General features: G+C 70.2%; 18 protein-coding genes. 5 read left to right on the top strand and 13 right to left on the bottom strand.

What is annotated here, in order from left to right; genetic code table 11:
- Positions 1 to 19 precede the first annotated feature (19 nt).
- Entirely contained in the window at positions 20 to 157 is a 138-nt protein-coding gene (locus ACSQ14_RS12470; RefSeq protein ID WP_436013172.1) for a hypothetical protein, read from the top strand.
- Here ACSQ14_RS12470 and glgX read toward each other — a convergent pair.
- The 9 genes from glgX to ACSQ14_RS12425 form a co-directional block, all read right to left on the bottom strand.
- Positions 151 to 4,164, bottom strand: coding sequence for a glycogen debranching protein GlgX (gene glgX, locus ACSQ14_RS12465; RefSeq protein ID WP_436013170.1), 4,014 nt, complete (start codon positions 4,162 to 4,164; stop codon positions 151 to 153). The two genes, ACSQ14_RS12470 and glgX, sit on opposite strands and share 7 nt — an antisense overlap.
- 3 nt (positions 4,165 to 4,167) lie before the next feature.
- The gene (gene glgA / locus ACSQ14_RS12460) at positions 4,168 to 5,625 is read right to left on the bottom strand and encodes a glycogen synthase GlgA (protein WP_436013168.1); all 1,458 of its coding nucleotides are present in this window, start codon (positions 5,623 to 5,625) and stop codon (positions 4,168 to 4,170) included.
- Entirely contained in the window at positions 5,622 to 6,899 is a 1,278-nt protein-coding gene (gene glgC / locus ACSQ14_RS12455; protein ID WP_436013166.1) for a glucose-1-phosphate adenylyltransferase, read from the bottom strand. Before glgC ends, glgA begins: the two co-directional genes overlap by 4 nt.
- A gap of 30 nt (positions 6,900 to 6,929) precedes the next feature.
- The gene (gene glgB, locus ACSQ14_RS12450; protein WP_436013164.1) at positions 6,930 to 9,143 is read right to left on the bottom strand and encodes a 1,4-alpha-glucan branching protein GlgB; all 2,214 of its coding nucleotides are present in this window, start codon (positions 9,141 to 9,143) and stop codon (positions 6,930 to 6,932) included.
- Complete coding sequence (locus ACSQ14_RS12445) at positions 9,140 to 11,614, bottom strand: glycogen/starch/alpha-glucan phosphorylase (protein WP_436013162.1); 2,475 nt, start codon at positions 11,612 to 11,614, stop codon at positions 9,140 to 9,142. The genes glgB and ACSQ14_RS12445 overlap by 4 nt, the downstream gene beginning before the upstream one ends.
- Positions 11,615 to 11,787: 173 nt before the next feature.
- Complete coding sequence (locus ACSQ14_RS12440) at positions 11,788 to 12,084, bottom strand: hypothetical protein (protein ID WP_436013160.1); 297 nt, start codon at positions 12,082 to 12,084, stop codon at positions 11,788 to 11,790.
- Between the two features lie 165 nt (positions 12,085 to 12,249).
- A complete protein-coding gene (locus ACSQ14_RS12435) occupies positions 12,250 to 12,477 on the bottom strand; it encodes a hypothetical protein (RefSeq protein ID WP_436013158.1) in 228 nt (75 codons plus the stop codon).
- A gap of 447 nt (positions 12,478 to 12,924) precedes the next feature.
- A complete protein-coding gene (locus ACSQ14_RS12430; protein WP_436013156.1) occupies positions 12,925 to 15,405 on the bottom strand; it encodes a TonB-dependent receptor in 2,481 nt (826 codons plus the stop codon).
- A gap of 410 nt (positions 15,406 to 15,815) precedes the next feature.
- Positions 15,816 to 16,409 carry a TetR/AcrR family transcriptional regulator gene (locus ACSQ14_RS12425; RefSeq protein WP_436013154.1) on the bottom strand — a complete coding sequence of 198 codons (594 nt, stop codon included), beginning with the start codon at positions 16,407 to 16,409 and terminating at the stop codon, positions 15,816 to 15,818.
- Positions 16,410 to 16,572: 163 nt separating this feature from the next.
- On the opposite strand from ACSQ14_RS12425, the gene ACSQ14_RS12420 reads away from it, so the two are divergent.
- Positions 16,573 to 18,636 (top strand): molybdopterin-containing oxidoreductase family protein, encoded by a 2,064-nt coding sequence (locus ACSQ14_RS12420; RefSeq protein WP_436013152.1) that lies wholly within the window; start codon positions 16,573 to 16,575, stop codon positions 18,634 to 18,636.
- 161 nt (positions 18,637 to 18,797) lie between these two features.
- Here the strand turns inward: ACSQ14_RS12420 and ACSQ14_RS12415 are convergent, their stop codons facing one another.
- From ACSQ14_RS12415 to ACSQ14_RS12400, 4 genes are all read right to left on the bottom strand, one after another.
- Positions 18,798 to 19,349 carry a sigma-70 family RNA polymerase sigma factor gene (locus ACSQ14_RS12415; protein ID WP_436013150.1) on the bottom strand — a complete coding sequence of 184 codons (552 nt, stop codon included), beginning with the start codon at positions 19,347 to 19,349 and terminating at the stop codon, positions 18,798 to 18,800.
- A gap of 121 nt (positions 19,350 to 19,470) precedes the next feature.
- On the bottom strand, positions 19,471 to 20,667 hold the full coding sequence (locus tag ACSQ14_RS12410; RefSeq protein ID WP_436013148.1) for a thiolase family protein: 1,197 nt from the start codon (positions 20,665 to 20,667) through the stop codon (positions 19,471 to 19,473).
- On the bottom strand, positions 20,657 to 21,088 hold the full coding sequence (locus ACSQ14_RS12405) for a Zn-ribbon domain-containing OB-fold protein (protein WP_436013146.1): 432 nt from the start codon (positions 21,086 to 21,088) through the stop codon (positions 20,657 to 20,659). Before ACSQ14_RS12405 ends, ACSQ14_RS12410 begins: the two co-directional genes overlap by 11 nt.
- Positions 21,085 to 22,335, bottom strand: a complete 1,251-nt coding sequence (locus ACSQ14_RS12400; RefSeq protein ID WP_436013144.1) for a CaiB/BaiF CoA transferase family protein — start codon at positions 22,333 to 22,335, stop codon at positions 21,085 to 21,087. Before ACSQ14_RS12400 ends, ACSQ14_RS12405 begins: the two co-directional genes overlap by 4 nt.
- 233 nt (positions 22,336 to 22,568) lie before the next feature.
- Between ACSQ14_RS12400 and ACSQ14_RS12395 the strand changes: the two genes are divergently transcribed.
- The 3 genes from ACSQ14_RS12395 to ACSQ14_RS12385 all read left to right on the top strand — a co-directional run bounded on the left by ACSQ14_RS12395 (position 22,569) and on the right by ACSQ14_RS12385 (position 25,027).
- Positions 22,569 to 23,417 carry a fumarylacetoacetate hydrolase family protein gene (locus ACSQ14_RS12395; RefSeq protein WP_436013142.1) on the top strand — a complete coding sequence of 283 codons (849 nt, stop codon included), beginning with the start codon at positions 22,569 to 22,571 and terminating at the stop codon, positions 23,415 to 23,417.
- Positions 23,418 to 23,446: 29 nt separating this feature from the next.
- Entirely contained in the window at positions 23,447 to 24,646 is a 1,200-nt protein-coding gene (locus ACSQ14_RS12390) for an amidohydrolase family protein (RefSeq protein WP_436013140.1), read from the top strand.
- A gap of 153 nt (positions 24,647 to 24,799) precedes the next feature.
- Complete coding sequence (locus ACSQ14_RS12385) at positions 24,800 to 25,027, top strand: cupin domain-containing protein (RefSeq protein ID WP_436013138.1); 228 nt, start codon at positions 24,800 to 24,802, stop codon at positions 25,025 to 25,027.
- Positions 25,028 to 25,131: the final 104 nt, after the last annotated feature.

Here is a 25,131-nt window from a genome sequence, read left to right as displayed (position 1 = left end):
CGCTTGGGAGAAGACGCCGATGCTCTCTGCGGACTTCCGCCTGCCACGGGTCCAGGGCCATATGATCAACGCCCTGCTCAGCGCTTTACTCTGGCTCGGGATCGCCACGCTGGCGAGCGGCTTCGCCGACGCCGTCAGCCGATTGCGGCCCTACTGACCGCCTGGCGGGCGCTCGGCGCGCACAGCCGCGGTGATCGCGCGCCACAGCGCGCCCTGCGGGGCCGCGTCCAGTCCGGCGCCGAGCCGGGTGCGCCAGTTCGGCCGCTCGCGGTCGGTGCCTGGCAGGTTCACGCCGACCCGCTCCCCGGCCAGATCCTCCAGCTGCAGCATGAAGATCCGGCTGGGGCCTGAGGCGGCGAAGGCGTAGATCGCCGCGGCGAGCTCGGGGCTGAACGGGCTCTCGGCGGTCCAGACTGCGGCGAAGCCGTCCTGCGCCATCGCCGCCAGCAGGGCGGTCTTGTCCCCTGCACGCGCCAGGCGCGCCGCACGCGTGGCGATCTCGTCGAACAGCCCCAGCGCGCGCCGCTCGTCGATGTCGGCGCCCTCCCACCAGCCGGCGAGCGGGGCGATGTCGTGGGTGCTGACGCAGGCCAGCGCCCGGGGCGGGTAGCGTTGGGGCGAGGTGAAGGCCGAACCGTCGCGCTCGAACGGCAGCACCGTGTAGCGGTAGACGCCGGCCGCCCCGAGCGCCTCGCGCAGGCCGTCGGGGACGGTGCCGAGGTCCTCGCCGACCACCAGGCATTCGGCGGCCTGGCTTTCGAGGGCCAGCACGCTCAGCAGGTCGGCCTGGGGATAGGCGACATAGGCCCCGTCCGCGCCGTCCGCGCCCTCCGGCACCCAGAACAGCCGCGTCAGGCCGAGCACGTGGTCGATGCGCAGCGCTCCGGCGTGACGCATGTTGGCGCGCAGCAGCTCGCTGAAGCTGCGGTAGCCCTCCGCCCGCCAGCGGTGTGGGTCGGGCGGCGGCAGCCCCCAGACCTGGCCCTGCGGCGCGAGCAGGTCCGGCGGCGCGCCGATCGAGACGCCGTGGGCCAGCCGGTCGGCGGCGGCCCAGGCCTCGGACCCGTCCGGCGCCGCGCCGACCGCTAGGTCGCGACAGAACCCCAGCCCCGGCGCGCGGGCGGCGGCGTCGGCGAACTGGCGGTCGCACCGCCACTGCAGCGCCTGGTGATGCGCCAGTCGTTCCGGGCGCGCGGCGACGAAGGCGGCGACCGCCGGGCTTGCCGGATCGCGCAGCGCCGCCGGCCAGCCGCGCCAGTCGCCGGGATGGGCCTCGCTGATCACCTGGAAGGCGCAGAAGTCGGCCAGTGCCTGGCCGCCGTCGGCGACGAAGCGCGCGAAGGCCTCGCCGGTCGCCAGCTCGGCCGCGTTCGCCAGCGCTTCGGCCTTCGCCGCCCAGACCGCCCGATAGGCGATGCTCTTGCCGGTGTCGGCGGGCGGTCCCGCGGCCGGGACGTCAAGATAGATCGGGTCGAGGAAGCGCCGGTCCGATGGGTGATAGGGGCTCGCCCGCTCGCGGTCGGCCGGGAACAGGGCGTGCAGCGGGTTGAGCGCGATCAGCCGCGCACCGGCCTGGGCGGCGAGGTCGCCGAGCTGGGCCAGGGCGGTGAAATCGCCGATCCCCTGATCGCCGTCGCGGCGCAGGGTGTAGAGCTGCGCCGACAGGCCGAAGATCCGCTGGCCCTGGGCGAGGCCGGCTGGCTCGAAGGCGCGCGGCGGCGCCACGATCAGTTCGCCGCGCTCGCCGCCAGCCTGCAGGGCGTAGCGGCCGGCCGCCAGCGGCGGCAGGCGCGCCTCGCCGTCGACGACCGGAACCGGCGTCGCCTGGCCGTGCGCGTCCTCGACGATCAGCCAGCCGTCCGGCGCGCTCAGGTGCACGACGGTCGGCTGGCCGGCGGCGGCCATGGTCAGCGGCGGCAGCGGCACCCGGGCCGGCGCGGCCAGCCGCCAGAGGCTGTCGTGCACCTCGTCGGGGCTCCTGGTCGGCAGCGCCATGGCGGTGAGCAGGGCGCGCTGGGTCTCGACGCTGACCGCGTGGTGCTGGCCGTCGATCGTATGCCACTCGGGCGTGATGCCGGCGGCCGCGGCCAGCCGGCGCACCTCGTCGTCGTCGGCGAGCCGCGCCTTGCGCCGGACCGGGATCTCCGCCAGCAGCACGACGGCGCGCGGTGGAAGCGCCAGCGCGCGCCCATCCAAAGTTTCGTCGCGCGTTGGATCCGCGCTGTCGGCCAGCACGCGCCAGCCGCAGCTGTCGCGCGGCTCCGGCAGGGAGGCGGCGAGCGCCTCGCCGCCGCGGTTCAGCAGCAGCGCGACCCGGTCGAGCCCGCCGTCGGGCAGCGGGCTGGCCAAGGCCATCTGCAGCGCCGGGCCGTGCGGATCGTCCCAGTCGCCGGCGGCGAGCGGCGCGCCGTCCGCCCGCCGCCATTCGACGTCGGGGTAGGGGCTGTCGGTCGCCTCGCCAGTCAGGAAGCGGTCGGCGCTGAGCGCCGGATGCTCGCGTCGGGCCTGGGTCAGCCGCGCGGCGAAGCCGGCCAGCTCACGGTCGGCCTGGGCCCAGTCGATCCAGCCGATTGCGTTGTCCTGGGCGTAGGCGTTGTTGTTGCCGCCCTGGCTGTGGCCGAGCTCGGCGCCCATCGCCAGCATCGGCGTGCCGCGCGCCAGGATCAGGGTCGCCAGCAGCGCGCGTTGGTCGGCGCGCCGGGCCGCGTGGACGGCGGGATCGTCGCACGGGCCCTCGACGCCATGGTTCCAGGAGCAGTTCTGGTCGGTCCCGTCGCGGTTGTGCTCGCCGTTGGCGTCGTTGTGCTTGGCGGCGTAGCTGACCAGGTCGGCCAGCGTGAAGCCGTCGTGGGCGGTGACGAAGTTGACGCTGCGCGACGGTCGATGGCGCGCGCCGAAGCGCTCCTGCGAGCCGGCGAGGCGGCCGGCCAATTCGCCGAGCGAGGCGCCGGCGCCCGCCCAGAACCGGCGCACGGTGTCGCGGAAGCCGTCGTTCCACTCGCCCCAGGCGGCGGGGAAGCGGCCGAGCTGGTAGCCGCCGAGGCCGCAGTCCCAGGGCTCGGCGATCAGCTTCAGGCCGCGCAGCAGCGGGTCCTGGTCGATGGCGGCGAGCAGCGGCGCGTGCGGATCGAAGCCGTTCGCCCGCCGGCCCAGCACCGGGGCGAGGTCGAAGCGGAAGCCGGCGACGCCGCCGCGCTGGACCCAGGCGCGCATCGCCTCCATCGCCAGCCGCACGCCCTGCGGCCGGTCGAGCCGCAGCGCATTGCCGGTGCCGGCGTGGTCGAGGTAGCGCGCCGGGTCGGCCGGATCGAGCCAGTAGGAGCCGGCATTGTCGAGGCCGCGCAGCGACAGGGTAGGGCCGAGTTCATCGCCTTCGCCAGAGTGGTTGAAGACCACGTCGAGGATCACCTCGATCCCGGCCGCCGCCAGCGCCTTGGTGGCGGCCCGCACCTCCGGCCAGCCGCCCGGCGCGAGCCTCGGGTCCGGCGCGCAGAAAGCGATCGGGTTGTAGCCCCAGTAGTTGCTCAGCCCGAGCGGCGGCAGGTGCCGCTCGTCGACCCAGGCGGCGGTCGGCAGCAGTTCCAGGGTGGTGACGCCGAGCCCCTTGAGGTGGGCGATCACCGCCGGGTGGGCGAGGGCGGCGAAGGTCCCGCGCTGGGCTTCCGGAACTTCGGGGTGCAGCCGGGTCAGCCCGCGGACATGGGCCTCGTAGATGACCGTCTGCTCCCACGGCACGACCATGGGCGCGTCGGCCGGAGGGGCCGAGGCGGTGACGATCGCCTTGGGCACGAAGGCGGCGGTGTCGACGCTGTCCGGCGGGCTCGTGAACAGCGACGCGTGCAGGGCGAAGGGGGCGTCCAGCGCGACGGCGTAGGGATCGACCAGCAGTTTCTCGGCGTCGAACCGCAGGCCGCGTTCAGGCGCGTAAAGACCGTGGGCGCGCAGGCCGTAGCGGTCGCCTGCGGCGACGCCCTCGACGTGGCCGTGGAAGACCTCGCCGGTGCGCTCCGGCAGGCGGATGCGCTGCTCTGCGCCCTTGGCGTCGAACAGGCAGAGGTCGATCGCCTGGGCGGTGCTCGAGGCGACGGCGACATTGACCCCGCTCGGCGTGAGCGTGACGCCCAGGGGCTCCGGCCGGCCTGCTGTGACCCGCCCCCGCGCCATCGCCTAGGCTCCGCGCTCCACCAGCAGGCCCGCGTAGAGCTGGGCGTAGCGCCTGGCCGACTGGGTCCAGGAGACGTCGGTGGCCATGCCGTTCAGCTGCAGCCGCCGCCAGGCCTCCGGCGCGCGATAGAGCTCCAGCGTGCGGCGGATCGCGTTCTCCAGCATCGGCGTCTCGACCGGGGCGAACTGCACGCCGGTCGCCGCGCCCGAGGCCAGGCTCATCGGCGTGGCGTCGATGATCGTGTCGGCCAGGCCGCCGACGCGGGCGACCAGCGGCACCGCGCCGTAGCGCAGGGCGCAGAGCTGGGTCAGGCCGCAGGGCTCGAAGCGGGAGGGGACCGCCAGCACGTCGGCGCCGCCCTGGATCTGGTGCGCCAGGGGCTCGTCATAGGCGAAGACGCAGGCCACCCGGCCGGGCCAGGCGGCGGCCGCGGCGCGGAAGCCCTGTTCGAGGGCGGGCTCGCCGGCGCCGAGCACCGCCAGCTGCGCGCCCTCGGCCATCAGCATCGGCAGCGCGGCGAGCAGCAGGTCGAGGCCCTTCTGCCAGGACAGCCGGCTGACCACGCCGACCAGCGGCGCGTTCGGCTCGGCGGCGAGGCCCAATCGCTTCTGCAGTGCGGCCTTGTTGACGGCGCGGGCGTCGAGCCGCGCGGCGTCGTAGGCCTGGGCGAGCAGCGGATCGGTCGCCGGGTCCCAGGTCGTCGTGTCGATGCCGTTGAGGATGCCGCTCAGCCGGTCGGCGCGGCCGTGCAGCAGCCCGTCCATGCCCATGCCGCGCTCGGCGGTGCAGATCTCCGCGGCGTAGGTCGGCGAGACCGTGGTGATCCGGTCGGCGAGGCGGACGCCGGCTTTCAGGAAGCCGATGTCGCCGTAGTACTCGACCCCGTCGGCGGTGAAGGACTGCGGCGGCAGCCCGAGCTCCGCCAGCAGGCGGCGGTCGAACTGGCCCTGGAAGGCGAGGTTGTGGATGGTGCAGACCACGCCTGGGCGCGCTGCGCCATCGTAGGCCAGATAGGCCGCGGTCAGCCCGGCCTGCCAGTCGTGGGCGTGCACCACCTGCGGCCGCCAACGCGGGACCAGCCCCTGGCCGATCCGGGCGGCGACCCAGCCCAGCGCCGCGAAGCGCCGGGCGTTGTCGGCGAAGTCCTTGCCGTCCGGCCCGCCGTAGGGGCCGCCCGGGCGGTCGTAGAGGTGCGGCGCGTCCAGCACGTAGAGCTCGAGCCCGTCGGCGCCGCCGGCGAGCAGCCGGGCCGGGCCGCCGTACACCTCGCCCAGCGCTTTGACGGCGCGTGGCTTCTCCAGCCCCGCCAGCACCGCCGGATAGCCCGGCAGCAGGGTGCGCACGCGCACGCCGAGCGGCTTCAGCGCCTTGGGCAGCGCGCCCGCCACGTCGGCCAGCCCGCCGGTCTTGACCAGCGGGTAGAGCTCGGAGGCGACGGCGAGAACTTCGATCTGGCTCACGCGGTCCCGGCGGCCAGCTTGTCGATCATCTTCTGGGTGATCAGGCAGACGCCGGCCTCGCTGCGCCGGAAGCGCTGGGCGTCGAGCACCGGATCTTCGCCCACCACCAGGCCGTCGGGGATGCGCACGCCGCGGTCGACGATGACGTTGCGCAGCCGCACCTGCCGGCCGATCTCGACGTCGGGCATCACCACGCCCAGCTCGACCGTCGAGTAGGAGTTGACCCGCACCCGGCTGAACAGCAGCGAGCGCCAGACCGTCGAGCCGGAGACCACGCAGCCGCCGGCGATCAGCGACGAGGTCGCCTGGCCGCGCCGGCCCGGATAGTCGTGCACGAACTTCGCCGGCGCGCTCATCTCGCTGTAGGTCCAGATCGGCCAGGACTGGTCGTAGAGGTCAAGGTCCGGCACCACCTCGGTCAGGTCGATGTTGGCGGCGAAGTAGCTGTCGATGGTGCCGACGTCGCGCCAGTAGGGCACCGCCGAGGGCGTCGGGCGGATGGCCGAGTTGCTGAACAGGTGGGCGACCGCCTTCCCCTCCTTCACCAGGCGCGGGATGATGTCCTTGCCGAAGTCGTGGCTGGAGTTGGGATCGGCCGCGTCCTGGCGCAGCACCTCGGCCAGGAAGTCGGTGTTGAAGACGTAGATGCCCATGCTGGCCAGCGCGGTGTCCGGGCGGCCCGGCATGGCCGGCGGATCTTTCGGCTTCTCGACGAAGGCGGTGATCTGGTCGTGCGCGTCGACGGCCATGACGCCGAAGCCGACCGCCTCCATCCGCGGCACTTCGAGACAGCCGACGGTGACGTCGGCGCCCTGCTCGACGTGCTGACGCAGCATCAGCTCGTAGTCCATCTTGTAGATATGGTCGCCGGCCAGGATGACGATGAAGCGGGTGTCGTAATCCAGGATGATGTCGAGGTTCTGATACACCGCGTCGGCGGTGCCCATGTACCACATCTCCTCCGAGACCCGCTGGCTGGCCGGCAGGATGTCGAAGGTCTCGTTGCGCTCAGGCCGGAAGAAGTTCCAGCCGCGCTGCATGTGGCGGATCAGGCTGTGGGCCTTGTACTGGGTGGCCACGGCGATCCGGCGGATGCCGGAGTTCAGCGCGTTCGACAGCGCGAAGTCGATGATCCGGAACTTGCCGCCGAAATAGACCGCGGGCTTGGCGCGGACGTCGGTCATCTCCATCAAGCGGCTTCCGCGGCCGCCGGCCAGCACATAGGCCATCGCCTGACGGGAGAGGGGCGCGTGGATCGCGGGCCCGGCGCTCATGCCTGACTTCCTTCTAACTGACGCAACTGTTCACCCCTGCGGCGCGGGCTGCAAGTAGATGACCGACAAGGGCGGAACCATGATTTCCGCCGAGGCGGGCAGGCCGTGCGACGGCCGGTCTTCGGCGACCACCTGGCCGCAGTTTCCAAGCCCCGATCCGCCATAGATCTCCGCGTCCGAGTTGAAGACCTCGCGCCAGACGCCGGCGTGAGGCAGTCCGATGCGATACCCAGCGCGGGGCAGGGGGGTGAAGTTGCACACCACCACCACCGGCGGCTCGTGCGGCTCGCCGCGCCGCAGCCAGGCGAACACCGACTGGGCGGCGTCGTCGACGACGATCCACTGGAAGCCGTGCGGCTCGCAGTCGTGGCGATGCAGCGCCGGCAGGTCGCGGTAGAGGCGGTTGAGGTCGGCGACCGCGCGGCTCATGCCCGCGTGCGGGGCGTGCTGCAGGAGGTGCCAGTCGAGGCTTTGGCGGAAGTTCCACTCCGCCCGCTGGCCGAACTCCTGGCCCATGAACAGCAGCTTCTTACCGGGATAGCCCCACATGAACCCGTAGTAGGCGCGCGCGCCGGCGAACTGCTGCCAGTCGTCGCCGGGCATGCGCGACAGGATCGAGCCTTTGCCGTGCACCACCTCGTCGTGGGACAGCGGCAGGACGAAGTTCTCCGAGAAGGCGTAGAGCAGGCCGAAGGTCAGCTCGCCGTGGTGGTGCAGCCGGTGGACCGGATCGCGCGAGACATAGTCCAGCGTGTCGTTCATCCAGCCCATGTTCCACTTGAAGCCGAAGCCCAGGCCGCCCTGGTCGACCGGCCTGGAGACGCCGGGCCAGGTGGTGGACTCCTCGGCGATCATCATCACGCCCGGATGGGTCCCGTGGGTCAGGACGTTGAGGCTCTTCAGGAAGGCCTCGGCCTCGAGGTTCTCGCGCCCGCCGCGGATGTTCGGCAGCCATTCGCCGGCGGCCCGCGAGTAGTCGAGGTAGAGCATCGAGGCCACCGCATCGACCCGCAGGCCGTCGATGTGGAACACCTCTAGCCAATAGAGGGCGTTGGCCAGCAGCACGTTGGCGACCTCGCGGCGGCCGAAGTCGTAGATCGCGCTGTTCCAGTCCGGGTGGTAGCCGCGGCGCGGGTCGGCGTGCTCGTAGAGCGCGGTGCCGTCGAACCGATAGAGGCCATGAGCGTCGGTCGGGAAGTGCGCCGCCGGCCAGTCGAGGATCACCCCGAGGCCCGCGGCGTGGGCGCGGTCCACCAGCCGGGCGAAGCCGGCCGGGTCGCCGAACCGGCTGGTTGGGGCGAACAGGCCGATCGGCTGGTAGCCCCAGGAGTCGTCGAGCGGGTGCTCCGAGACCGGCAGGAACTCCAGATGGGTGAAGCCCATCCCGGCGGCGTAGGGGACCAGGGTGTCGGCCAGTTCGTCGTAGCTGAGGAAGCCGCCGTCGTCCCGGCGCCGCCAGGAGCCCAGATGCACCTCGTAGATCGAGATTGGCGCCTGGCGGCCGGCGCGGCCGGCGCGCTCGCGCAGATAGGCCTCGTCGGTCCAGGCGAGCCGCCCGAGCGAGGCGACGACCGAGGCGGTCGAGGGCCGCAGTTCGCCGGCGAAGCCGAACGGGTCGGCCCTCAGCGGCAGCAAATCGCCGGCCGGGCCGATCACCTCGTACTTGTAGCGCTGGCCCTCGTGGGCGGCGGGGACGAAGATCTCCCAGAGGCCGCTGTCGACCCGCTTGCGCATCTGCGCTTGGCGGCCGTCCCAGCCGTTGAAGTCGCCGACCACCGAGACCCGCAGCGCGTGCGGCGCCCAGACCGCGAAATGCACGCCCTGGACGCCCTGATGCGTCATCGGGTGCGCGCCGAGCCGTTCCCAGAGCCGCCGGTGGGCGCCTTCGACCAGCAGGTGGTCGTCCATCGCGCCGAGCACCGGGGCGAAGCGGTAGGGATCGTCGAGCTCCCACGCCCCGCCGGCGTTGGCGGCGTGCAGACGGTAGTCGGCGAGGTGCTTCTTGCGCTTCAGCAGGCCCTCGAAGAAGCCCGCGTCATGCCGGCGGTCCAGCGTCGCCAGCAGCGTCCCGTCCGGCGTGCGCGCTTGCAGCGTCTCGGCGTGCGGGACGAAGGCGCGGATCACCAGCCCCTGCGGGACGAGGTGTGCGCCCAGCACGGCGAACGGGTCCGGATGCCGCGCCGCGACGATCGCGGCGACCTCGCGGTCGTCGAGGCGCCAGTCGTGCGGCGCGGCGGCGCTCAATTCGGCTGCACCGGAATGTCCCAAATGTCCTCGGCGTATTCGCGGATGGTCCGGTCGGACGAGAAGAAGCCCATCCCGGCGGTGTTGATCACCGACGAGCGCCACCAGGCGGCGGGATCGCGCCACCTGGCGTCGACCGCGCGCTGGGCGCGGGCGAAGTCGGTGAAGTCGCCCAGGACGAGGAAGTGGTCGTGCAGCATCAGCCCGTTCAGCAGGTCGCGGTAGAGATCCGGCAGGCCCGGCGAGAAGCTGCCGGAGCCGATCTGATCGAGAACCTGCTGCAGCATCGGCGATCCGGCAATGATCTCTTCAACGCCGAAGCCGTCGCGACGGCGCTGTTCGACCTCATCGGCGGTAAGGCCGAAGATGAAGATGTTGTCGTCGCCGACCCGCTCCTTGATTTCGACGTTGGCGCCGTCGAGCGTGCCGATGGTCAGCGCCCCGTTCAGCGCCAGCTTCATGTTTCCGGTGCCCGACGCCTCCATGCCCGCCGTCGAGATCTGCTCGGAGAGGTCCGAGGCCGGGATGATCGCCTCGGCCAACGACACATTGTAGTTCGGCAGGAACGCCACCTTCAGCCGGCCGCGCAGGGTGGGATCGTGGTTCACCACCTGCGCCACGTCGTGGATCAGTTTTATGATCAGCTTGGCGTTGTGGTAGCTCGCCGCCGCCTTGCCGGAGAAGATCTTCACCCGCGGGGCCCAGTCGCGCGTCGGCTGGGCGCGCATGGCGTCATAGAGCGCCACCGTCTCGAGGATGTTGAGCAACTGGCGCTTGTACTCGTGCACCCGCTTGATCTGGGTGTCGAACATGGCGTCCGGATCGACCCTCAAGCCCAGCCGCTCGTGGATCAGGCCGGCGAGCTTGACCTTGTGGCCGCGGCGGATCGCCTGCAGCCGCTCGCGCACCGCGCTGTCGTCGGCGAACTTGGCGAAGTCGGCCAGCGCCTCGGGATCGTCCAGCACCCGCTTGCCGACGGTCTCGACCAGCAGGTCGGTCAGGCCGGGATTGGCGCACATCAGCCAGCGGCGGAAGGTGATGCCGTTGGTCTTGTTGACGATCCGGTCCGGGTAGATCCGGTTGAAGGTCGAGAACACCGTCTGCCGCATCAGGTCGGTGTGCAGCGCCGAGACGCCGTTGACCTTGTGCGAGCCGATGAAGCTCAGCCAGCCCATCCGCACCTTGCGCCCGCCGTACTCGTCGATCAGCGAGACCCCGCCGAGCTCCTGCTCGCTGACCAGCTTCTTGGCCTTCAGCTCGTCCAGGTGCAGGGCGTTGATCAGGTAGATGATCTGCATGTGCCGCGGCAGCATGCGCTCCATCAGCGGCACGCCCCAGTGCTCCAGCGCCTCCGGCAGTAGGGTGTGGTTGGTGTAGGAGAAGGTCTGCAGGGTGAGGTCCCAGGCCTCGGTCCACTCCAGCCCGTGCTCGTCGACCAGCAGGCGCATCATCTCCGGGATGGCGATCGCCGGGTGGGTGTCGTTGAGCTGGATGGCGACGTGCTCGTGCAGGTTCTTCAGGTCGCCATGCTCGCGCAGGTGCCGGTGCAGGATGTCCTGCAGGGCGGCGGACGAGAAGAAGTACTCCTGGCGCAGCCGCAGCTCCTCGCCGGCCGGGCTGTCGTCGGCCGGGTAGAGCACCTGGGAGATCGCCGCCGCCTTCGCCTGGGCGGCCAGGGCGCCGACGTGGTCGCCGCGGTTGAAGGCGTCGAGCCGGAGCGGGTCGGGGGCGCGCGCCCGCCAGAGCCGGAGCGTGTTCACATGCTTGCCGCGCCAGCCGACCATGGCGGTGTCGTAGGCCAGCGCCTCGACGGTCTCGCCCGGCGTCCAGTGGTAGCTCAGCCGCCCGTCAGGCCCTTCCCGGGCCTCCACCGCGCCGCCGAAACCGATCGGATAGACCACTTCGGCGCGTTCGAACTCCCACGGGTTGCCGTTTGTCAGCCAGTTCTCGGGCACCTCGGACTGCCAGCCGTCCTTGATCTTCTGGCGGAACAGGCCGTGGTCGTAGCGGATGCCGTAGCCGAAGGCGGCGATCTCCAGGCTCGCCATGCTCTCCATGAAGCAGGCGGCGAGCCGGCCGAGGCCGCCGTTGCCGAGCGCGGCGTCGGGCTCCTGGGCGAACAGCGGGTCGAGCTCGACGCCCAGTTCGGCCAGCGCCTTGCGCATCGGCTCGGTCAGGCCGAGCGCGTGCAGGCTGTCGTTCAGCAGCCGGCCGATCAAGAACTCCAGCGACAGGTAGTAAACCCGCTTGCGGTGCTCGCGGTAGATCGCCCGGGTCGAGGGGAACCAGCGGTCGATGATGCGGTCGCGGACGGTCAGGGCGGTGGCGACGAACCAGTCGTGCTCGCTGGCGACGGTCGGGTCCTTGCCGACCGAATAGGCGAGCTTGGCGACCAGGGTGCGGCGCAGGGCGGCGACCTCTTCGTCCTCGGCGGGGAGGGCGATGCTGACGGCGTTCGGCGGCGAATTCATGGATGTCTCACCCGCGGCGTTGCTGTTGGCCGACGGCGGACGCGCCGAAGCGGCTCCGGCCGGCGGCCTTCGAAGAGACTTCAACCGAGGGAGCCGGCGCGTCCAGCGTCACAGGGCGTTCGCGGCCGCGCTATTGCGAAGCAGGGGATTGGACAAGCAGGGCGGCGCGGGGACTAGGCAGACGCCGCTTCGGCGTCGCGCCGGGCGGCCCGGGCCTGCGGCTGCACCTGCAGCAGGATCTGCGAGAACTCGTCGACCGCCTCGTCGACCAGGCAGCTGACGTCCTGTCCATTGCTGCAATCCGGACCCTGGCGGGCGGGGGCCACCCACTTGCGGCCGGTGGGCGGCGGCGGCGGCGGACCGTGCTCGCGCCGACGGATCTCGTGGATCCGCGCCGTGGCGTAGCAGCGCCAGGCATAGGCGCCGCCATCGAACTCATAGGCGCCGGCATAAGCTTGGAACGCGGACATCGCGCGCATCTCCCCCAATCCTGGGCTGTCGCTGAATCTTGGAGTCAGACGACGCCCATCCCAAAGATCAGAGCGCGGTGAAGCTGATCTAGTTCCGTGGCTTGCGCGGATTTTGTGCAGCGCACGTGAATTTTCCGCGCAGGCGCCGCTTTAGCTTGCGGCGGGCTATTTGCTCGCCGGCGCCAAGCCTTGCGTCGCCTCGGCAAGGCGGCAGCGGCTGAGCAGGGCCATGTGGTCGGCGCCGGTCTCGACGTCGCGTAGCCAGGCCTTGCCAACGTGGATCGCCAGCACCTCGTAGTGGCTCCGGCCGGCGGTGACGAGGTCGCCGGCGCGGATCTCCTGATCGCAGCCGGGCTCGTGGCCGGAGACATCCGAGGCGTTGCGGAGGGGCATGGCGTCTCCGTCGGTGGTTGCGAGGGCCGGCAGATGGGGAGGCGGGCAGGGACCGAAACCCCGCGCCCCGGGCGCGTCTTGTCGCACGGCGGGCGGGGCGGCCGGCCCTCATTGACCCGGGCCGCGCGTTCGGGGCCAATGGCGGGGTGACCCGCGACGCCGCGCCCCGCACCCTGAGTGCGCCGAAGCCCGCTTGTCTTTGCCTCGGCAAGACGAAGCGCTGCGGCCGCTGCGCGCTGCTGGAGGCGGCGCAGGCCCGACAGGCCGCGAGCGCCGCGCGGGCGGCTCAGGCCTCCTGACGTCCGACGTAAGCCGACCCGCTCAAACACGACGACCCTGTCCAGCCTGACTGGCGTTGAGTCAGGCTGGACAGGGTCGGGCGCGGCCTGCGCCGCGTAGAAAAAGAGCCGGCGCGCGTCCGGGGACGCGCGCCGGGGGGAGAAGTCGTTAGCTGTCAGCGCCGAACCGATAGCGCAGACGCATGCCGTACATCCGCGGCGGCCCGTAAAGGACGCTCTCGAAGCCCGCGGAGATGAACGAACTGCCGACCGACACCGGATAGATCTCGTCGGTGACGTTGGTCGCGAACAGCGAGAGGTCGACGGGCCGGCCGCCGATGTTCTTCCAGTCGATGTTGAGATTGAGCAGGTTGGTCGACGGCAACTTCCAGAGCGGAGACACCTGCGACGAGGTGGCGCTCTGCGGGTCGGTGTAGACGTAGGTCGCGCCGATCGACAGGTCGCCCAGGTCTTCCGACAGCGGCAGCCGATAGCTGGCGGTCAGCGTCACCCGGTTCTTCGGCGAGAACGACAGCGGCCGGCCCACCTCGGCGGTCGGGATGACCTGCAGGAACGGGCTGTCGGCCGGCAGGGTCGGGATGTCGATCTCTTTCAGCTCGGTATCGAGGTAGGCGTAGCCGAGGTCGAACCGCAGGTCCTCGAACAGCGTGACGGACGAGTCGACCTCGATCCCCCAGATGGTCGACTTACCCGCGTTGACGATCGCATTGCCCCCGGCGAGACCGCTCTCGGGCCTGGCGATCAGGTTCGCGGTGATCTGCTGTTCCTGGAAGTCGTTGTAGAAGGCGGCGATGTTGAAATAGCCGGGGAAGGATCCGCCGAAGCTGGCCTTGCCGCCGACTTCGTAGGAGTCGACCTTTTCCGGGCCCCAGGTTTCGATGCCGACGTTGGTCATGTTGATGCCGCCCTGGCGGTAGCCGCGGGCGTACTTGGCGTAGAGCAGGACGTCGTCGATCGGCTTGTAGTCGAGGTCGATCAGCCAGGTCGGCTTGTCCGACTTCTGCTTGAGGCTAAGGCGGCATGCCTCCGGCGAGGAGACGACCAGCGGATCGGGCGAGGTGCCCGGGTCCGGACCGTCGGGCACGTTAAAGCGCAGGGTGTCGTTACAGACGATGTCCTGGAAGCCGCCGACCGCGCCCGGGCGGATGCGGATGCGGGTGCTCTCACCGGTCGATTTGATCTTGTCGAAGGTGTAGCGGATCCCGCCCGTCAGGCTGAGCCGGTCGGTGATCTTGAAGGTGCCTTGGCCGTAGAGGCCCTTGTTGTCGAATTTCGTCTTGGTGCGCGACCAGGAGACCTGGCCGCCGCCGGTCGGGTTGATGCACTGCAGCGTCCGCACGTCCGTGCAGGACAGCAGGATCGCCGTGTAGCCTTCGCTGAAGCCCATCGGCTCGCTGAGTTCGAAGTACCCGCCGGCCTGCCAGACGAACCGGTCTTCCCAGAGGTTGCCCTGGAACTGCAGTTCCTCGGTGAAGGTCGACTGGATGGAGTTGCCGCCGCCCGGCTGCGGGGGCGGATTGAGCAGGATGTAGTTGAACGGCTGGCCCGCACCCGGAAGTCCAGTGGGGATGCGGAAGTTCTCCCCGTTCAGGCTGAAGCTGGCGCGCTCCCGGAACTCCGAATAGCTGATGATATTCTTGACCGTGAGGGCCTCGCTCGCCCGCCAGGTGGTCGTGTTGATGCCCTGGATCTGGCTCAGGTCGATCAACGGCTTGGGGTTGTTGACCTCGACGTCGAGCCGGCCGTCGCCGCGCGCGTTCTGTCTGGCGATCTGGGCGCAGGCCAACGGGCCCAGCAAGGCGCCGCCGCCGGAGGCGCCGCTCGCCCGGCACAACTCGATGCGCGAGGCGTAGCCGCGCCCGTACGAGTTGTTGTAGGCGAAGATCGTGTAGTTCTCGATGTCCTCAGACAGGTCGGCGACGATGCCGAGCCGCGCCGCCCAGTAGTCGACGTCGTTGTAGCTGCTCGGTCCGATGCCGGACTTGTTCTTCATGTAGCCGCCGCGCTTCTGGCGATCGACGCTCATGCGCACGCGCAGCGTCTCGGCCAGCGGCAGGTTCACCACCGCCGACGTCCGCCACATGTCGTAGTTGCCGAGCGAGCCCTCGACGAAGCCTTCATAGCGGTCGACCGGCTTCTGCGGCACCAGCAGCACCGCGCCGCCGGTGGTGTTGCGGCCGAACAGCGTGCCTTGCGGTCCTTTCAGCACCTGCACGTTCTGCAGGTCGAAGAAGGCGCCCGGCAGGGGGCTGCTGCCCGAGGTCGTGCCGCCTTGCGCGCGCGGCAGCACCACGTCGGCGAAATAGACGCCGACGGACGGCGAGGTGCCGGACTCCTGGGTGAAGCCGCGGATGACGAACGAGCTCTTTTCCGGGCCGAACCGCTGGTTGGTGGTCAGCGACGGCGTGTAGGTCGCCAGGTCGGTCGCGGTGACGATGTTGCGCTGATCAAGCTGATCCTGGTTGTAGACGGTGATCGAGATCGGGACGTCCTGCAGGCGCTCTTCGACGCGCCGGGCGGTCACGACGACCTCGTTCAAGGTGCTCTGTGCGAATGCCGGCGCGGCGCCGACCAGCGCGGTGATGGCGCTCGTTACAAAAAGCGCGGCTCTTGCTTGGCGTTGTTTCATCAGCCTCCCTCTCCCAAAGTTCTTTCGCGTTTGACTTGCCGCGGGCCGAAGCCGCCGGCGTCATTTTGTGAGTACGCGGTGCACGCAAATCCCCTAGGCGGACGGTGCGACCGTCCGGCCTGGCGTTAACACTGTCCCTGCGGCGGCTGTGTTCGCGGTCAACTCGACGCGACCAGCGATCGCGCCGCGCGAGCAGGGCGCACAACTCTTAGTTTGGCCTTTTCACTCCCCTGCGACTGGCGGTTATCTGGTCCGCCTCGACTCTATTTCTGTATTGTAATGGACCGAGGTAATCTTGTTCGGTCAAATGGAATTTACGATCGTGAAAAAGGTGTCGGCGTTGCCCGCGTGCAACGGTCGAGCCTCAACGCGTGTCGGTCAGGGCGCCCGGCGAGAGCTTAAGCGCTCGCTCAAGCCTTGGGCGTGCGCGCTTCGAGCGCCTGCAGTTGACGTTCGATGTAGGCGCGCATCGAAGCGTGGCCGGCTGAAACGCCGACCGCCGCCTCGGTGATCAGGGCGCGCGAGGTGGCGACCATCAGGAAGCACAGCACGTCGGCCGGCATGTCGTCCGGCGACAGGGCGAGATCTTCGGCGAACCGCGAGACCACGGCGACCTGCAGGCTGCGATAGCGTTCGGTGGAGCGGGCGATCTCCTTGCGGATCGCCTTGCGGTGGTTGGCCAGGGCGATGAACTCGAGCGACAGCTCGGCGCCGGCGGCGTCGACGCTCAGATCCCACAGCGCCCTCAGCGGATTGCGCGAGGCGAGCGCCTGAGCGTGCCGCGCGAAGTGCTGTTGCTCGTAGCGCTGGTAGAGGGCGAGGAAGAGCTCGTCCATCGTGCCGAAATGGTAGTGGACGAGCTGCGACTTCAGGCCGGCCCGCTCGGCCACCTTGCGCGAGCTGACCGCGGCGTAGCCTTCCTCGCGCATGATCTGGGCGGTGGCGTCGAGGATGGCGGTGCGCGTGCGGGCGCTCTCCTCGCCGTTGCGCCGCTCGGATGTCATCGCGCGTGTCTCCACCGGTTTCGCTCGCCGCCTTTGTACAGCTCCGACGCGGCCGGGGCGACGTCGCGTCAACATTGACAGCCGTTCTTAAGCGAGTGCTTAAATCGCGCCAATTAAGGGGTGGCCGGCGGTCCGGCCGCGGGAAACGACGACAGGTGAGCCGGTGTCTGAACGCGCCCTCCGCACGGAACGCAGCTACTGCCGGATCTGCACCTCCCAATGCGGCATCCTCATCGACATCGACGGCGACGAGGTGGTCAAGGTGCGCGGCGACCGCGACCACCCGGTGACCCACGGCTACACCTGCCCGAAGGGTCGCGCGCTCGGACAAGTCCATCATCACCCACAGCGCATCGAGCGGCCGCTGATGCGCGGCGCCGACGGCGCGCAGGCGCCGGTGAGCTGGGACGCCTGCCTGGACGACCTGGCCGGCAAGCTGCGCGCGGTGATCGACCGGCACGGCCCGGAGGCGGTGGGCATCTTCTTCGGCAGCGGCCTGGGCATGGACGCCGCCGGATACCGGATGTCCGAGAAACTGCAGGCGGCGATCGGCACGCCGGCCAAGTTCAGCCCGCTGACCATCGACGGCACCGCCAAGACCCTGGTGGCGACCCTGGTCGGCGGCTTTCCCGGCTTCAGCGTCCGTCCGGACTACGAGCGGGTGAACCTGGTCGTCTACATCGGCATCAACCCGATGATCTCGCACGGCCACACGGTGGCGATGCCGAACCCGGCGCCGACCATCAAGGCCGCTGCGGCGCGCGGCGAGGTCTGGGTGATCGACCCGCGCGAAAGCGAGACCGCCGGCTTCGCCTCGCGCCACATGGCGCCGCTGCCGGGCACGGACTACGCCATCCTCGCCTACCTGGTCCGCGACCTGCTGCGCGCGGGCGCCGACGCTGCGGGGCTGGCCAGTCGTACGGTGGACGCCGAGGCGCTGCGCGCGGCGGTCGAGCCGTTCGACGCGGCGCAGGCCGCGCGGATCAGCGGCGTCACGACCGGCGACCTCGCCGACCTGCTGGCCTCGGTGCGCAAGGCCGGCCGGCTGGCGGTGGAGACCGGCACCGGCGTGACCATGTCGGAAGGGGGCAACCTCACCCAATGGCTCGCCTGGGTGCTGATGATCCTGACCGACTCGATGAATCGGCCCGGCGGGACCTGGTTTCACCCCGGCTTTAACGCGCCGATGGACGCCGCCCCGCTGCCGGTCATCACCGAGCCGTTCGGTCCCGGGCCGAAGAGCCGGCCGGAGCTGCCGAGCTTCGTCGGCGACTGGCCGTGCGCCGCGCTGCCGGACGAGATCAACGCCGGGCACATCCGCGCCTTCGTCAATCTCGGCGGCAGCATGATCCGCTCGTTCCCTGATGCGAATGCGCTCGGTGCGGCGCTCAAGAAGCTGGAGGTGTTCGCGACGCTGGAGATCATCGAGAACGAGACCACGGCGCTCTCGACCCACGTGCTGCCGACCAAGGGCCAGCTGGAGCGGCCGGACTTCGCCCTGTGGGATTTCCTCAGCCCGCGGGTGGACGCCCAGTATGCGCCGGCGTCGATCGCCCCGATCGGCGACCGTCGCGCGGCCTGGTGGATGTTGTCGGAGCTGATCCGGCGGATGGGCTTCGAGCCGCCGGCCGGGCTGCCGGCGGACGACCGGGCCGAGGGCGCGGACGACGCCGTGCTGGCCAACCTGATGCCCTATGCGCGCTGCAGCTTCGGCGAGCTTTCGGAGAAGCGCTACGTCGAGGTCGCCGCGCCGGAACTGCCCGCGGCCTGGGTCGACGACCACATCGAACGGCTGGGCGGCTGGCGGCTGGCGCCACAGATCCTGGTCGACCAGTTGACGGCGGTGAGCCGCGCGCAGCTGGCGGAAGCTGACGGGCCTGCGCCGCTGCGGCTGATCCCGCGCCGCCAGCGGCGGCACGTCAACGCCCAGCTGCTGTTCCTGGGCGACGTTTCGGACATCCTGCTGAACCCCGGCGACGCGGCGTCGCTCGGCGTCGCCGACGGCCAGCTGGTGACGGTCCGCACCGAAGCCGGGGAGATCCGCGCCAAGGCCCGGGTCGACGGCAAGGTCCGCTCCGGCGTCGTCTCCATTCCGCACGGCCATGTCGACGCCAACGTCAACCTGCTGACCAGCATCCGCCAGGTCGATCCGGTGACGGGGATGGCGCGCTATTCGGGGGTGCCGGTGAGCATCGAGCCGGCGGCGACGCCGGTGGCCGCGGAGTAAGGCTTCGCCCGGGCGACGTCGCGCCCGGGGATGCTCTTGTTTGCGGACGTTTCGCTCCCAGCCTGCCGGCCGGTGGTCACCATCTCATCGAACATGGTTCACGTATGTCCGGTCGCAGACACTTCGGCGGAGGGTGATTTTCGCGCGTTGGACCGGGCAGGTCACCGCGCGCCGGCCAGACGCGTCGGTCTGGCGATGCCGTGCCGCGGGCCTTCGATCTCGAGGTCGAGGGTTTCCGCCAGCCGCTCGCGCGCCCGGTTGACCCGGCTTTTCACGGTGCCGGCGGAGCATCCTAGCACTGCGGCGGCCTCGTCGTAGGTCAGGCCGGAGGCGGCCACCAGCACCAGCGCCTCGCCGTTCAGCGCCGGCAGCTTCGCCAGGCCGTTCCGCAATTCGCTGAAGCGCAGCCGCCATTCCTGGTCGGGCTCCTGCGCCAGCCGCGCGGTGAACTTGCCGTCGACATCCTGCACGGCTTTCGGCTTGGCGACGTCGGCCAGGAAGACGTTGCGCAAGATCCGGTAGAGCCAGAACTTGAGGTTGGTCCCGTCGTGGAAGGTGTGGCGGAACTGCCAGGCGCGGAGCAGCGTCTCCTGCACCAGGTCGTCGGCGTCGCCGCGGCCGCGGGTGAGCGTCCAGGCGCGCGATCTCAGCTTCGGCGCCAACGCCAGCATCTCGCGGGTCATGCGCACGTCGTCGTGCGGCGGCGCGGACATCGCCTTCCTTTCCCAACCGCGGGCCAGGCCCACGGACAGGAAGCTTGAGCGTCAGGCAGTTGAACCGAACCATCCGAAGTTAAACCCGGCGCCGGATAGGGCGGCGCCGGGCGGCGGTCCGTCAGGCGGTCTGCTTCAGCAGCAGCGCGCCGTAGCCGTAGCCGCCGTTGCTGACGGCGCAGACCTGGGCGTCGCGGACCTGGCGCTCGCCGGCGCGGCCCCACAGCTGCAGGCAGGCCTCATAGGTGTGGCCGAAGCCGTGGAACCGGCCGGCGGACAGCTGGCCGCCGCTGGTGTTCATCGGCAGCACGCCGTCCAGGCCGATGCGGGTTCCGCCCTCGACGAAGGCGGCGGCTTCACCGCGGCCGCATAGGCCCAGGCTTTCCAGCCAGATCAGGGTGAGGATCGAGAAGCCGTCGTAGATCTGGGCGACGTCGACGTCCGCCGGCTTGAGGTCGGTGCGCGACCACATCATCGCCCCGGCCCGGTCGGCGGCCAGGGTGGTGAAGTCGCCACGGTGCAGGCCGAAGCCGAGGCCGCCGAGCGCCATGCCCATCGCCTCGATCTCGATCGGCGGCCGGGCGAGGTCCTTGGCGACGTCGCGACGCGACAGCAGGATCGCCGTCGAGCCGTCGATATGGGTGTCGCAGTCGTAGAGCCGCAGCGGCGAAGAGATCACCCGCGAGGCCAGATAGTCCTCGATCGTGATCGGCTTCCGGTAGATGGCGTTGGGGTTAAGCGCCGCCATCTTGCGGCTGTTGACGGCGATCGCGCCCAACTGCTCCGAGGTCGCTCCGTACTTGGCGAAATAGGCCTGGGCGTAGAGCGCGTACATGTTCGCCGGCGACAGCGCGTTGAACGGCAGGGTCCAGGCGTTGGCCCCGCGCGCCGGCGTCGACTTGTCGCCGCCGCCGAGCACGGCGGCGTGGTGCACCTTGGCCCGCGCGCTGGCCTGGGCGACGGTGCGGAACACCAGCACGTGGCGGCACAGCCCCGAGGCGATCGCCTGGATGGCGCTGATGATCGCGCCCATGTGCGCGTGGCCCTCGGTCGAGGCGCCGACCCAGGTCGGCTCCAGGCCGAGCCCCAGCATGGTCTCGGTCGCCCCGACCGGCGAGATGCCGCCGCCCTCCTGCGAAGGGCCGGGATAGGTGGTCAGGCCGTCGATGTCCGCCGGCGTCAGGCCGGCGTCGGCGATCGCCGCCAAGCAGGCGTCGAGGGTCAGTTGCAGCGCGCTGCGGCTGGACGGGCGGCCGACTTCGGACTGGCCGACGCCGGTGATGCAGACCTGCTTCTCAGGATAGGTTTCAGCCGACATCGGCGCCTCCGGTCGGCTGGAACAGCGGCAGATAGATCTCGCCGTGCGGCTCGAAGCTCACCTCGACCGGCATGCCGATCCGCACGTCCTCCGGCGGACAGCCGATGATGTTGGTGAAGACGTAGAGTTCGGCCTGTTCGGCCAGCTCGACGGCGGCGAACACGAACGGCACCGCCAGGCCGGGGACCCAGGCCTGCTGGTTGATGGTGAAGGTCGCCACTCGGCCGCGGCCGGACACCGGCTCGGGCGCGACCTCGCCGCCGCACGTCGGGCAGCGGGGCAGGGGCGGGTGTTGATAGCGGCCGCAATCCTGGCAGCGGCTGATCTTCAGGCGGCCTTCAGCGCCGGCCGTCCAGAAGAAGGCGGTGTCGGGCTCCAGCGCCGGCAGCTGGCGGGGCGGTGCGGACGCTGACGCGCTCACAGCACGACGCCCGCGACCTTCAGATCGATGATCGCGTCTTCGTCGTAGCCGAGCTCCGCCAGCACCTCGTCGCTATGGGCGCCGACGTCGGGCGCCGGACGGGCCCGCAGTGGCGCGCCGTCGAACTGCGCCGGCACGCTGACCATGTAGAGCTGCCGGCCGTCGGGATAGTCCACCGGCTGCAGGATCTCGTTGGCCTGGACCTGCGCATCGTCCTTGAGCTCGCCGACCTCCTGCACGACCTCCCACTGGCCGTCCTGCTGCAGCAGGATCTCGCGCCACTCGGCGAGCGTGCGGGCGCCAAAGATGGCGTCGAGCTCGGCGACCCCGGCGCCGCCATGCCGCGCGCGGGCTTCGGAGCTCGCGAAGCGGTCGTCGGTCGCCAGATCCGGACGCCCCGCCAGCTCGCAGAAGCGGCCCCAGTACTTGTCGCTTTGCAGCATGCACAGCGACAGGTAGCGGTCGTCGCTGGTGCGGTAGATGTTCACCAGCGGGTTTATCAGCTGATCCCGCTTGGGTTTGGTCAGGCCGCGGGTTCCCTGGGCGGTGGCCTGCATGATCGCGCGCTGCATCGACCAGGCCGCGGTCCCGAGCAGCGAAACGTCGACCACCGAGGCGTGGCCGGTCATGGCCCGCTGGGCGATCGCGGCGGAGACGCCGGCCGCCAGCATGGCGCCGCTGGTCACGTCGCCATAGGCCGGGCCCGGCGGCTGGGCCGGGTAGGCGGCGCCGTCGGCCGTGACGGCGGCGGCGACCCCGCCGCGCGCCCAGAAGCTGATCGAGTCGTAGCCGCCCTTCTCGCCCTCCGGGCCGCGGCGGCCGGTGGCGCTGCCGACGGCGTAGATGATGTTCGGGTTACGGGCGCGGATGTCCTCGACGTCGATCTTCATCTTGCGCCGCGCCGGCGGCAGCAGGTTGGTCAGGAAGACGTCGGCGTCGGCGATCAGCTTGTAGAGCACCTCGACGCCCTGCGGCTGGCGCAGGTCGAGCGCGACGCTGCGCTTGCCACGGTTATAGGCCTCCCAGGACATATCGAAGCCGTTGGTCGCGCTCGCCGCCTGGATCTTCAGGCCGCGCAGCGGATCGCCGGTGGGCGGCTCAATCTTGATCACGCTGGCGCCCAGGTCCGACAGCATGCCGCCAGCGGCGGGCACAAAGGCCCACATCGCCACCTCGACCACCTTGATGCCGCTCAGGGGCCTGGCGTCCGTAGTCGAGGGCGAGGATCCGGCGGGCGTGCTGGTCATGATGGTCTCCTCCGGCGGGCCGTCTCAGGCTGCGACACAATATTCGTTATTGCGAAAATTGTACCGAAATACCGACCGCGGCGTCAAGCGAGCCGACGCCCAGCCTCGATGGCGATCGGAGGTTTGACAATCCCGCGTCTCAGGCTCACGATATCGCAATAAACGAAATCAATATCGCCATTGCAATAGATCGCGCTGGAGCGCGGCGAGGCGGGCGAGAGGGAGGAGGCGCGATGCGGATCTGCCGGTTCACCTTGAAGGTCGACGCGAACGCCACGCCGCGGCTCGGGCTGCTGGAGGATGGCGGCGTGCGCGACGTTACCGCCGTGACGGAGGATCTGCCGGCGCTGCGCTGGCCGCTGCCGCCGGGCGACCAGCTGATCGCCAACCTCGAGGCCTTGCGGCCGCGCATGGCGGCGCTGGCCTCCGACGCGCCGCTGATCCCGCGCGAGGAGGTGCGGCTGCTGTCGCCGGTGGCCAATCCCGGCAAGTTCGTCTGCGGCGTCGGCAACTGGTCGCACCATGGGGCCCCGCTCGGCATGATGGGCTTTCTGTTCAAGATGACCAGCGCCGCCGCCGGCGAGGGCGACGGGGTGCAGATCCGCTGGACCGACCGCACCACCCTGCACGAGCCGGAGCTGGCGATCGTCATCGGCCGTCAATGCACCAACGTCAGCGAGGCCGAGGCGCTGACCTATGTAGCGGGCTATACCTGCGCGCTGGACATGACGATGAAGGAGGAGAAGGAGTTCTTCACCTTCTGCAAGTCGTTCGACACCTACGGCGTCCTCGGCCCGTGCCTGGTCACCGCCGACGAGATCCCGGATCCGTCGGCGCTCGGCTACACCTTCTTCGTCAACGGCGAGCCGCGCGGCGAGCGCAGTTTTAGCGACCTGACGGGCAGCCCGGCGCAGCTGGTCGCCTTCGCCTCGACGGTGATGACCCTCTACCCCGGGGACGTGATCTTCTCCGGGGCCGCCGACGTCGGGCCGGTCGCGCCGGGCGACGTCATGACCATCGACATCCCGCGGGTCGGACGCATGGACGTGCCCGTCTCGGTCTCGCCGCTCGCGCGCGGCTAAAGCAACACCAAGTTCGAAGGACTCCCGCCATGAACAAGCCCATTCTGAACAACCCGGCGGTCTTCGGCGGCCGCAAGGTGATCGACGTCGACACCCATCTGGTCGAGCCGCACGACCTCTGGACCAAGCGCGCGCCGGCCAAGTTCAAGGACCGGGTGCCGCAGGTGAAGGTGATCGACGGCGTCCGCTCCTGGGTGATCGACGGCGACAAGATCCTGCTGAAGGGCGCGATCCCGGCCTCGACGGTGACCAAGGAGAACACCAAGTGGCCGGGGCTCGAGTTCATCAACCACCAGTTCGAGGAGGTGCACCCGGCCTCGCACTCGACCCGCGAGCGGGTGCTGATGATGGACGACATGGGGATCAGCGCGCAGATCCTCTACCCGAACATCCTCGGCTTCGGCGGCCAGAACGCGGTCAAGGTCGATGAAGAGCTGCGCCTGATCAGCGTGCAGCTTTTCAACGACGCCATGGCCGAGATTCAGCGCGACAGCGGCGAGCGGATCTTCCCGATGGCGCTGATCCCCTGGTGGGACGTCGACCTATCGGTGGCGGAGATCGAGCGGGCCCATCGGATGGGCCTGAAGGGGATCAACATCAACTCCGACCCGCACTACCTGATCCGCGCCGACGGCAGCCGGCTGCCGGATCTCGGCCAGGATCACTGGGCCCCGATGTGGGAGGCCTGTGTCGCCTATGACATGCCGGTCAATTTCCACATCGGCGCCTCCGAGCAGTCGATGGACTTCGTCGGCGCCCAGGGCTGGCCGGGCCTGCACTACGACATGCGCGCCGCGCTCGGCGGAGCGATGCTGTTCATCAACAACGGCCGGGTGATGGGCAACCTGATCCTGTCGGGCCTGCTCGACCGGTTCCCGAAGCTGAAGTTCGTCTCGGTCGAGAGCGGGATCGGCTGGATCCCCTTCCTGCTGGAGGCGATCGACTACGAGTACAAGGAGACCGGCGCCAACGTCGCCAAGCTGCAGCGCCTGCCCAGCGAATACTTCACCACCAACTTCCACGCCTGCTTCTGGTTCGAGCGGCGCGACCTGACGCGCCAGATCCGGTCGGTCGGGGTCGACAACGTCCTGTTCGAAACCGACTTCCCGCATCCCGTCTGCCTTTATCCGGTCGACGATATGGACAAGGCGATGGCCGGCCTGACCGAAGAGGAGAAGGTCAAGGTGCTCTCCGGCAACGCCGCCAAGCTCTACAACATCGCGGTCTGAGGCGAGGATTGAAGCGATGAGCGTCATCGTCGTCCGCGACGCGGACCAGGAGTGGCGGGAGACCTCGGCCGACTGGCCCGGCCGGGCCAAGGCCGGCGAGCCGCGGGTGCTCTAAAGTCGCTGCTGCCCGGCGGCGTCGCCGGCCGGCCGAACATGCAGCGCAGCCGCTACGAGCCGCACCACTTCGAGCCGCCGCACAGCCATCCGGAGGACGAGGTGATCTATGTCCTGTCCGGCGACCTGACCTTCGGCGACCAAGCGCTGGGCTTCGGCGATGCGCTGTTCGTGCCGAAGGACACCCGTTACAGCCTGCGCGCCGGCGAAGCGGGCGCCGAGTTCGTCCGCGTCGGCCTGGGCGAGGGTGGGGCGAAGCAGAGCTGAGCGCCCCTTACATGGACGCAGGCTAAATCACTCCGTCATCCCGGCCGTAGCGAAGCGGAGAGCCGGGACCCAGGAGCGGTGCGCACGGCCGCCCTGGGTCCCGG

Origin of the sequence: Phenylobacterium sp. LjRoot219, from assembly GCF_964252995.1 — a bacterium.
Classification (GTDB): Bacteria; Pseudomonadota; Alphaproteobacteria; order Caulobacterales; family Caulobacteraceae; genus Phenylobacterium.
This window is presented reverse-complemented; position numbering and strand designations above follow the sequence as displayed.

Coding starts and splice junctions, on each gene's coding strand:
- ACSQ14_RS12440 (WP_436013160.1), bottom strand. CDS start 12,084: ATGTCCGCGTTCCAAGCTTATGCCGGCGCCTATGAGTTCGATGGCGGC.
- ACSQ14_RS12430 (WP_436013156.1), bottom strand. CDS start 15,405: ATGAAACAACGCCAAGCAAGAGCCGCGCTTTTTGTAACGAGCGCCATC.
- ACSQ14_RS12445 (WP_436013162.1), bottom strand. CDS start 11,614: ATGAATTCGCCGCCGAACGCCGTCAGCATCGCCCTCCCCGCCGAGGAC.
- glgX (WP_436013170.1), bottom strand. CDS start 4,164: ATGGCGCGGGGGCGGGTCACAGCAGGCCGGCCGGAGCCCCTGGGCGTC.
- glgC (WP_436013166.1), bottom strand. CDS start 6,899: ATGAGCGCCGGGCCCGCGATCCACGCGCCCCTCTCCCGTCAGGCGATG.
- ACSQ14_RS12390 (WP_436013140.1), top strand. CDS start 23,447: ATGAACAAGCCCATTCTGAACAACCCGGCGGTCTTCGGCGGCCGCAAG.
- ACSQ14_RS12410 (WP_436013148.1), bottom strand. CDS start 20,667: ATGTCGGCTGAAACCTATCCTGAGAAGCAGGTCTGCATCACCGGCGTC.
- ACSQ14_RS12385 (WP_436013138.1), top strand. CDS start 24,800: ATGCAGCGCAGCCGCTACGAGCCGCACCACTTCGAGCCGCCGCACAGC.
- ACSQ14_RS12425 (WP_436013154.1), bottom strand. CDS start 16,409: ATGACATCCGAGCGGCGCAACGGCGAGGAGAGCGCCCGCACGCGCACC.
- ACSQ14_RS12400 (WP_436013144.1), bottom strand. CDS start 22,335: ATGACCAGCACGCCCGCCGGATCCTCGCCCTCGACTACGGACGCCAGG.
- ACSQ14_RS12470 (WP_436013172.1), top strand. CDS start 20: ATGCTCTCTGCGGACTTCCGCCTGCCACGGGTCCAGGGCCATATGATC.
- ACSQ14_RS12415 (WP_436013150.1), bottom strand. CDS start 19,349: ATGTCCGCGCCGCCGCACGACGACGTGCGCATGACCCGCGAGATGCTG.
- ACSQ14_RS12435 (WP_436013158.1), bottom strand. CDS start 12,477: ATGCCCCTCCGCAACGCCTCGGATGTCTCCGGCCACGAGCCCGGCTGC.
- ACSQ14_RS12395 (WP_436013142.1), top strand. CDS start 22,569: ATGCGGATCTGCCGGTTCACCTTGAAGGTCGACGCGAACGCCACGCCG.